The organism is Streptomyces sp. 8K308, assembly GCF_004348315.1.
In the GTDB taxonomy this organism is placed as follows: domain Bacteria; phylum Actinomycetota; class Actinomycetes; order Streptomycetales; family Streptomycetaceae; genus Streptomyces.
Window position 1 is genome coordinate 1 of sequence record NZ_SMKC01000288.1, and the last position, 9,116, is coordinate 9,116.

Below are 9,116 nucleotides of genomic sequence, written 5' to 3' on the forward strand. Positions count from 1 at the left end.
CTCTCCGTGAATGCTTCAAAGAAGATCATCCACGAGAACAATTTGATTCTCGCATTGATCAATCAAAAATCTGGCATTGACTTCTTGGCACACTGTTGAGTTCTCAAGGAACGGACGCTACCTTCAGACCCCTCTCGAGGCCCCCCGGGCTTCCCTTCGGTGTTCACTACTTTAGAACCATCTCCCGCCGGATTCCAAATCCGGCCCCGGAGAAGCTATTTCAGGCAAGCCGAAACAGACCCTCGCGGGCAGAGCGTTCAGACGCAGTGATTGCCACTCGTGGTGGCGGGATTGCTTCCACACGCGCCCCGGACGAGCCGGCGGCTTTGTGGCAGCTCGGAGAACATTACGCCTCGCCTCCCCCAGCGTCAAGCCACGGCTGGGGTCACGCGGCGACGGGCGCCTCGGCGGCCCGGTCGGCTTCGGCCAGGTCGCCCGTCTCGCCGGCGGTCACGGCCCGGCGGCCCAGGACGAAGACGTAGGCGAGGAAGGCGAGTTCCGCCACCACTCCGATGGCGACGCGGGCCCAGGTGGGCAGCCCTGAGGGGGTCACGAAGCCCTCGATCAGGCCCGACACCAGCAGCACGGCGGCGAGCCCGATGGCCATGCCGATGGCCGCCCGGCCCTCCTGCGCCAGGGCGGAGGCGCGGGTGCGCGGACCTGGGTCGATCACCGTCCAGCCGAGGCGAAGCCCGACGCCCGCGGCCACGAAGACGGCGGTCAGCTCGAGCAGACCGTGCGGGAGGATCAGGCCGAGGAAGACGTCGAGACGGTCGGCGGACGCCATCAGGCCGACGCCGGCGGCGACGTTGACCACGTTCTGCAGCATGACGTAGAGAACGGGCAGCCCGAGCAGCGCGCCGAAGGCCAGGCAGAGCCCGGCGACCTGGGCGTTGTTCGTCCAGACCTGGGCGGAGAAAGCGGCGGCTGGGCTGCTGGAGTAGTAGGTCTCGTACGAGCCGCCGGGGCGGGTCATCTCGCGCAGCTCCTCGGGTGCGGCCATCGCGAGTCGCACCTCGGGGTTGGCGGCGATCCACCAGCCGAAGGCCGCCACCAGCAGCGTGAACACCAGGGCGGTGGGCACCCACCAGTGCCGGGTGCGGTAGCAGGCGGCGGGGAAGCCGGCGGTGAAGAAGTGCAGCGCGTCGCGCCAGGTGGCCCTCCTGGTGCCGACCACGGCGCTGCGGGCCCGGGCCACCAGGGTGGTGAGCCTGCTGACCAGCGCGGGGTCGGGCGCGGACGAGCGGAGCTGCGAAAGGTGGGTGGCCGTGCGTTGGTAGAGCGTGACCAGCTCGTCCACCTCGGCGCCGCTGAGCCGGGCGCGCCGGCGACGCAGCAGGGCTTCGAGCCGGTCCCACTCGGCGCGGTGGGCCGCGGTGAACACGTCGAGGTCCATGCCCTGAAGCTTGTCAGACGTCGGTGTCAGACTGTCCGGAGGAAGGGGGAATGCCGGATGAGCCAGCTGGTGACGGGCGACGCGGTGGTGCTGGGGCTGCGGCCCGCGCGGCTGCCGAGTCGGGCGATGGCGCTCGTGATCGACCTGGTGGTGGTCGTCGGCGGCTATCTGCTGGTCTCCGTGGTGCTGCTGAGCACGGTGCTGTCGCTCGGCCAGGCCACGGCGGACGCGGTGAGCGTGGCGCTGCTGGTGCTGGTGCTGGTGGGGGTGCCCATCGCGGTCGAGACGCTGAGCAAGGGGCGGTCGCTCGGGAAGCTGGCGTTCGGGCTGCGGGTGGTGCGGGCGGACGGCGGGCCGATCCGCTTCCGGCACGCGCTGGTGCGGGGCGCGGTGGGCTTCGTCGAGATCCTGCTGACGGTGGGCTCGGTGGCGTGCATCGCGTCGCTGGTGTCGGTGGAGGGGCGGCGGCTCGGCGACGTGTTCGGGGGGACGCTCGTGGTGCGGGAGCGGTTGCCGGTCACGGCGGCGGCGCCGATACCTCCGCCCCCGCCGTGGGTTGCCGAGGAGTTCGCGCAGCTCGACCTGTCCCGGGTGCCCGACCAGTTGTGGTTGGCCGCGCGGCAGTTGCTGGGTCGGTTGGGGCAGTTGCACCAGGGGGTGGCCTGGTCGATGGCCGCGCGGTTGGCGAACGACATGATGGCGTACGTGGGGTCCCCGCCGCCGCAGGGGATGCCGCCGGCTGACTATCTGGCGGCGCTGGTGGGCGAGCGGCAGCGGCGGGAGGCCGCGCGGGTCTTCGGGGAGGCGCCGGCTGCGGTGGCGGGGCCCCCGGTTCAGGCGCCGGTGCCGCCGGCGGGAGCGCCGCCCGTGGCGGCTCAGGGCCGGGAGATACCCAGGCCGCCCGGGGAGGCGCCCCGGGCGGGTGGGTTCACGCCTCCGGCGTAGCCGCGATGGTGGGGGACGGCGGGGAGTCAAGATCGGCGAGCTCGATGCCGGGGGCGGCGAGCACGACGTCACCCGCGAGGTGGACGGTGTGGCGCTCGCCGGTCTCCTGGTCGTCAACCTGGTAGGCGCGCACGGTGAGCGGTCCGCTGTCCGTGGGATGGGTTTCGGCACCCAGCAGGGTCCATGCCTCGTCGCGGGTGCGCGGGGCGAGCACGGGCGGGGCGAAGGCCACCAGGCGGATCCTGGCGCTCGGGTGCTCGGGGGTGAGGCGCAGCAGGTGGGCGGTGGCGACGGCGAAGGCCGGGGAGGCGCCGGTGAAGGCGCGGGCCGCGGCGTTGCCCTCGGTGCCCCGCTCGCCGGTGGCGGCCATCCGCACCCAGGTCACGCCGTCGAGGGCGGCGCCACGCACCTGCCAGTCGCCGGCTCGAAGTTCGAGGCGGATGGGGCGGCCGAGGTGGTCGAGGGTGAGGTCGACGGTGCCCGCTGGCCGGCCGGCGGGGGCGTCGAGCCGGGAGACGTAGCGCCAGCCGGTGGGCCCGGGGGCGCACTGGAAGTGTTCCTCGCCGAGGGGGGTGCCGTCGGCGGGGTCGTGCAGGAGGTAGCGGCCGCGTGGCATCGGTGGGTGGTGGGGCGTGGCGCCCGGCCGGTCGGCCGGCCGGGCGCCTCCCCGGGATCGGAGGTGATCAGTAGCGGTAGTGCTCGGCCTTGTAGGGGCCCTCGACCGGGACGCCGATGTACTCGGCCTGCTCGGGGCGCAGCTCGGTGAGCCGTGCGCCGAGGGCGTCCAGGTGGAGGCGGGCCACCTTCTCGTCCAGCAGCTTGGGCAGCGTGTAGACGCCCGTCGGGTACTCGCTCGTCTTGGTGTAGAGCTCGATCTGGGCGATCGTCTGGTTGGCGAAGCTGTTGGACATGACGAACGACGGGTGGCCGGTCGCGTTGCCCAGGTTCAGCAGGCGGCCCTCGGAGAGCACGATGATGTTGTGCCCGTCGGGGAAGGTCCAGGTGTGCACCTGGGGCTTGACCTCGTCCTTGACGATGCCGGGGATCCTGGCGAGGCCGGCCATGTCGATCTCGTTGTCGAAGTGGCCGATGTTGCCGACGATCGCCTGGTGCTTCATCCGGGCCATGTCGGAGGCGAGGATGATGTCCTTGTTGCCGGTGGTGGTGACGAAGATGTCGGCGGTCTCCACCACGTCCTCGAGGCGGACGACCTGGTAGCCGTCCATGGCGGCCTGGAGGGCGCAGATCGGGTCGATCTCGGTGACGACGACCCGGGCGCCCTGGCCGCGCAGGGACTCGGCGCAGCCCTTGCCGACGTCGCCGTAGCCGCAGACGACGGCGGTCTTGCCGCCGATGAGGACGTCGGTGCCGCGGTTGATGCCGTCGATCAGGGAGTGGCGGACCCCGTACTTGTTGTCGAACTTCGACTTGGTGACGGAGTCGTTGACGTTGATGGCCGGGAAGAGCAGAGTGCCTTCCTTGAACATGGCGTAGAGCCGGTGCACGCCGGTGGTGGTCTCCTCGGTGACGCCGCGGATGTCGGCGGCGGCCTGGGCCCACTTCTGCGGGTTCTCGGCCAGGGTGCGGGTCAGCAGTTCGAGGATGACCCGGTGCTCGTCGCTGGTGGCGGCGGTGGCCGGGTCGGGGACCTCGCCGGCCTTCTCGTACTCGACGCCGTCGTGCACGAGCAGGGTGGCGTCGCCGCCGTCGTCCAGGATCATGTTGGGGCCGCCGGAGGGGGCGTCGTCCCAGGTCAGCGCCTGCTCGGTGCACCACCAGTACTCTTCGAGCGTCTCGCCCTTCCAGGCGAAGACGGGAATGCCGGCGGCGGCGATGGCGGCAGCCGCGTGGTCCTGGGTGGAGAAGATGTTGCAGGAGGCCCAGCGCACGCGGGCGCCGAGGGCCACCAGGGTCTCGATGAGCACGGCGGTCTGCACGGTCATGTGCAGCGAGCCGGTGATCCGGGCGCCGGCGAGCGGCTGCGCGGCGGCGTACTCCTCGCGGATCGCCATCAGGCCCGGCATCTCATGCTCGGCGAGGGTGATCTCCTTGCGCCCGAACGCGGCCAGGGAGAGGTCGGCGACCTTGAAGTCGTCGAAGTTCTGCGGGGTCTGAGCGTCAATCGCGCTCGAAGTCATGACGGCTTGCTCCTCGTCGGTGAGCGTTCGCGGACAGGATGGGCCACGGGCACACTCTCACAGCGTGCCCGAAGCTTCATGTCTGTCGGAGGGCCTTCTTTCCCCTCGGCCGGGCGCTCGCGCGCCGCCCGACTGCCATCAGCAGCGACGTATTGACCTCCCCCCCTCTGTCGAGGGGACTCCCACCCTCACGGGCAGAACCTTTCTGCTTCGCCACGAACAGCCCCCGGGACGAACCCAAGCAGGGTCTTACACTCGCTCCACAGACTTCACGTCCCGCCAGCCCGGCGGTAGGTCCTGGGACCGGAATCCGATCCCAGAGACCATCTCAGCGTACCAGCGTCTCGGACGCAGCGGTCACGTTCCGCACCTTCGCGATCGGCGATGCGTTGCGTCATGGGGCGGTGGTGGAGCGGAACAGAGTGCCGGCGCCGGTGACGTCCACCGTTTCGTCCGCCCTGACGTAGGCCGACTGCCCGGGGGCCAGGTCGAGTCGGGCGCCGTCGCGGTCGCGGAGCGCGATCCGGCCGGCCGTGCAGAGCAGGATGCTCGGGGTGCCCGCGGGCAGGGTGCGGGTGGGCGCGCGCCCGTCGAGGACGTGCCGGCTGAGCCGGAACTCGCCGATGGGCGTGGGGTACTCCTGGTCCGGCTCGCCGCTCGCGCGCAGCACGCCGGGCGCGGTGGCCTCGAAGCGGACGACGCGCAGCAGTTCTGGGACGTCGACGTGCTTGGGGGTGAGTCCGCAGCGCAGCACGTTGTCGGAGTTGGCCATGATCTCGACGCCGAGCCCGCTCAGGTAGGCGTGGGGCACGCCGGCGCCGAGGAAGAGTGCCTCGCCCGGCTCGAGCCGGACGAGGTTGAGGAGCAGGGCGGCGATGACGCCGGGGTCGCCCGGGTAGTGGCGGGCCATCGCGGCATAGGTGGCGTGATCCTCACCCTCGGCCGCCTCCAGGGCCTCGGTGGTCTTGTGGACGGTGTCCGCCATGGCGACCGGGTCGGCGGTGAGGACTGCGGTGAGGACCTCGCGCAGCGCGTCTCCCTCGGGACGGGCGCGCAGCAGGTCGGCGTAGGGCTTGAGCTCGTCGACGCCGAGGCCGTCGAGGAGTTCGGCGCTCTCGGCGGCCGGGCGGAAGCCGCAGAGGCCGTCGAAGGGGGTGAGGGCGCAGATGAGCTCGGGCTTGTGGTTGGCGTCCTTGTAGTTGCGGTGCGCGGCGTCGACGGGGATGCCGCGGGCCTCCTCGTCGGCGAAGCCGGCCGCGGCCTGGTCCAGGTCGGGGTGGACCTGGAGGGAGAGCGGCGTCTCGGCGGCGAGCAGCTTGAGCAGGAACGGCAGCCGGGGACCGTAGGCGGTGAGGGTGGCGGCGCCGAGCTCGCCGGCCGGGTCGGCGGCGATGACGTCGGCGAGCGAGACGGGCCCGGTACCCCGGTCGAGGCGGGACGGCGCCCCGGGGTGGGCGCCCATCCACAGCTCGGCCTGGGGCTCGCCGGTGGGCTCGACGCCGAGCAGTCGCGGTATGGCGGTGGGCGAACCCCAGGCGTAGGGGCGGATGGTGTTGACGAGGCGGTCCATGGGAGGTGGTTCCTTCTGCTTGGTCCGGGGCGGCCCGGCGGTCAGCTGCGGCCGGCGGCGAGGGCCAGGTAGACGGCGGCGAAGTCGAGTTGGGCGATCAGCTCGGCCGCGATGGTCAGCGGGTTGGACGCGGTGTCGCCGCCGGCGGTGGCCGAGGTCTCCAACTCGCTGAAGGCGGTGCCCTGTTCGAAGGCGAGTTGGCGGGCGGCCGCGGCCGCGCCCGCGGTGTCGCCCTCGGCGTCGGGCAGCGGTGCGCGCAGCAGCAGCACGCGGGCGTGCAGCGGGGCCGGCTCGTCGACGCGGTCGCGGAAGAAGTCGTCGGGGTCGCCGGCGCCCGGGGCCAGGTTGCCGCCGAGCAGCGCGCCGTGCGCGGTGAGCGCCTCGGGGAGGGCGGCGGTGAGGGTGGGGCGGCCGGCGAGACCGCTGAGGGTGGCGGCGGCGTGCCGGGCGGCGGCGCGGGCGACCGGGCCCTCGCTCCACAGCAGCGGCAGCGCGGCGGCGAACTCGGCGGCCAGCGTCTTGGCCGGGTTTCCGTGGGTGCGGCTGGTGGGGCCGCAGCGCTCGGCGACGGCGTCCAGGCCGTCGGCCATGGCGAGCAGCGCGGTGCGGTCGGCCTCGAAGAGGCCGAGCCGGTCCCCGAGCAGCAGCAGCGGGGCGGTCAGGGCCCAGCCGGGGCCCGGGGCACCGGGGTGTCCGGCCGGCTCCTGGTGCGGCGCCGGGGTGTGGGGGATGACGAGGTTGCGGCGGTTGCTCGTGGCGTCCGCGAGCGGGGAGCCGGCCGGGGTGACGGCGACGATGGCGCAGCCACGCCGGTAGGCGGCCTCGACCAGCAGCGAGAGCCCGGGCTCGGTGCCCTCGGTCGAGGTGATGAGCAGCAGGTCGAGGGGTCCGGCCCAGCGGGGCAGCGGCCAGGTCAGCGCGCCTGGCGCGGCGAGGGCGCCGGTGGGGCGGAGCCGGGAGACGCGCAGGCCGTCCTCGGCGAGGGCGTCGAAGAGGTCGGCGACCAGCCGGGCCTCGGGCCCGGAGCCGGCGACCAGCACGGTGCCGGGGCGGCCCTCGGGACGGAGTCTGGTCAGCTCGGACTCCTCGGCGCCGTGGACGGCGGTGCGCACGTGGGCGCCGGCCGCGGCGACCGCGCGCAGGAGGCCGCGCGGGTCGGCGCGCAGCAGCTCCTCGGTGGCGTCGAGCAGCGATTCGTCGATCATGCGGGGCTCTCCGATGCGTGCTCTGCGTGCTCGATGGTCGCCGACCGGGGGCCGGGCTCAGTCGGCTCTGCGGGCCTCGTCCTCGAGGAGGACCGGGATGCCGTCCTCGACCGGGTAGGCGAGGCCGCAGCCGTCGCCGGTGCAGACGAGCTCCTGGGCGGCCTCGCGCAGCGGCGCGTGGCAGACCGGGCAGGCGAGGATGTCGAGCAGGGCGGCTTCGACGAGTGACATGGCATCCCTCCTGCGATTCTTCTTCGTCGATCACCCTACCCGCAGGCGTGCCGCCCCGGCACCGGGAAGCCGGCCGTCGGGGCGGCACGCCGCACGGCGGGGCGACTCAGGCGCGGACGATCGCCAGGACCTCGTCGCGGATCTTGTCGACGGTAGCGGCGTCGCGGGCCTCGATGTTGAGCCTGAGCAGCGGCTCGGTGTTGGAGGGCCTGAGGTTGAACCACCAGTCGGCGGCGGTGACGGTGAGGCCGTCGAGCTCGTCGAGGGCGACGTCGGAGCGGTCGGCGTAGGCGGCGCGGACGGCGGCTGCGCGGCCGGCCTGGTCGTCGACGGTGCTGTTGATCTCGCCGGACGCCGGGTAGCGGTCGTAGGCGGCGACGAGCTCGGAGAGCGGCCGGTCCTGCTCGCCGAGCGCGGCCAGCACGTGGAGCGCGGCCAGCATGCCGGTGTCGGCGTTCCAGAAGTCGCGGAAGTAGTAGTGCGCGGAGTGCTCGCCGCCGAAGATGGCGCCGGTGCGGGCCATCTCGGCCTTGATGAAGGAGTGGCCGACGCGGGTGCGGACGGGGGTGCCCCCGTTCTCGCGGACGACCTCGGGCACGGACCAGGAGGTGATCAGGTTGTGGATCACGGTGCCGCCCGGGGCCTTGGCGAGCTCGCGCGCGGCGACGAGTGCGGTGATGGCGGAAGGCGAGACGGGCTCGCCGCGCTCGTCGACCACGAAGCAGCGGTCGGCGTCGCCGTCGAAGGCGAGGCCGAGGTCGGCGCCGGTGGCCCTGACCCGGGCCTGGAGGTCGACGATGTTGGCCGGGTCGAGCGGATTGGCCTCGTGGTTGGGGAACGTGCCGTCGAGCTCGAAGTAGAGCGGGTCGACGTCGAGGGGCAGCCCGTCGAAGACGGTGGGGACGGTGTGGCCGCCCATCCCGTTGCCGGCGTCGACGACCACCTTCAGGGTGCGGATGCCGGTGAGGTCGACGAGGGAACGCAGGTGGGCCGCGTAGCCGGCGAGCACGTTCCGCTGTTCGACGGTGCCGGGCTCGGCGACGGACTCGGGCGCGCCCTCCTCGGCCCACCGCTCGACGAGGGCCCTGATGTCGGCGAGGCCGCTGTCCTGGCCGATGGGCGCGGCGCCGGCGCGGCACATCTTGATGCCGTTGTAGCGGGCGGGGTTGTGGCTCGCGGTGAACATCGCGCCGGGCCGGTCGAGGGCGCCGCTCGCGTAGTAGAGCTGGTCGGTCGAGCACAGGCCGATCTCGGTGACGTCCGCGCCGCGGGCGGCGGCGCCGCGGCCGAAGGCTGCGGCGAGGCCCGGGGACGAGGGACGCATGTCGTGGCCGATGACGACGGCCTCGGCGCCGGTGATCTCGACGAACGCGGCGCCGAACAGGTTCGCGAGGCGCTCGTCCCACTGGTCGGGAACCACGCCGCGGACGTCGTACGCCTTGACGATCTGGGACAGGTCCGGCACAGCTGACCCCTTGTCTGAGTCGAGGAGGTGGCGATGGTGGCTGCTGACTACGGAGCGACGCTCATCGCCAATGTACCGGGCGGCTGTTACGAGTCAGGGGACCGGAGGATGCGCAGGTGGCCGCGACGGGCGACCTCCATCGGGTCGGCGCCCTGCGGCGGCGGAC

Annotated in this window: 8 protein-coding genes; 1 reads left to right on the forward strand and 7 read right to left on the reverse strand. The window is 72.8% G+C overall.

All coding sequences use genetic code 11. The features are described from left to right. Window positions 1-385: 385 nt before the first annotated feature. Complete coding sequence (locus tag E1265_RS28405; RefSeq protein WP_132933854.1) at window positions 386-1,396, reverse strand: stage II sporulation protein M; 1,011 nt, start codon at window positions 1,394-1,396, stop codon at window positions 386-388. A gap of 57 nt (window positions 1,397-1,453) precedes the next feature. Here E1265_RS28405 and E1265_RS28410 point away from each other — a divergent pair, with 57 nt between their 5' ends. After that, on the forward strand, window positions 1,454-2,341 hold the full coding sequence (locus E1265_RS28410; RefSeq protein WP_132933855.1) for an RDD family protein: 888 nt from the start codon (window positions 1,454-1,456) through the stop codon (window positions 2,339-2,341). Here the strand turns inward: E1265_RS28410 and E1265_RS28415 are convergent. The 6 genes from E1265_RS28415 to E1265_RS28440 form a co-directional block, all read right to left on the reverse strand. Then, window positions 2,325-2,957: a hypothetical protein gene (locus tag E1265_RS28415; RefSeq protein ID WP_132933856.1), complete on the reverse strand. Its 633-nt coding sequence runs from the start codon at window positions 2,955-2,957 to the stop codon at window positions 2,325-2,327. The genes E1265_RS28410 and E1265_RS28415 overlap by 17 nt on opposite strands. A 67-nt stretch (window positions 2,958-3,024) precedes the next feature. After that, window positions 3,025-4,479, reverse strand: coding sequence for an adenosylhomocysteinase (ahcY, locus tag E1265_RS28420; RefSeq protein ID WP_132933857.1), 1,455 nt, complete (start codon window positions 4,477-4,479; stop codon window positions 3,025-3,027). A 394-nt stretch (window positions 4,480-4,873) separates the two neighbouring features. Continuing rightward, window positions 4,874-6,049, reverse strand: coding sequence for a mannose-6-phosphate isomerase, class I (gene manA, locus E1265_RS28425; RefSeq protein WP_132933858.1), 1,176 nt, complete (start codon window positions 6,047-6,049; stop codon window positions 4,874-4,876). A 41-nt stretch (window positions 6,050-6,090) separates the two neighbouring features. Continuing rightward, complete coding sequence (locus tag E1265_RS28430) at window positions 6,091-7,254, reverse strand: SIS domain-containing protein (protein ID WP_132933859.1); 1,164 nt, start codon at window positions 7,252-7,254, stop codon at window positions 6,091-6,093. 57 nt (window positions 7,255-7,311) lie between these two features. After that, entirely contained in the window at window positions 7,312-7,485 is a 174-nt protein-coding gene (locus E1265_RS28435) for a Trm112 family protein (RefSeq protein WP_132933860.1), read from the reverse strand. Between the two features lie 106 nt (window positions 7,486-7,591). Further along, on the reverse strand, window positions 7,592-8,950 hold the full coding sequence (locus E1265_RS28440) for a phosphomannomutase/phosphoglucomutase (RefSeq protein ID WP_132933861.1): 1,359 nt from the start codon (window positions 8,948-8,950) through the stop codon (window positions 7,592-7,594). Window positions 8,951-9,116 lie beyond the last annotated feature (166 nt).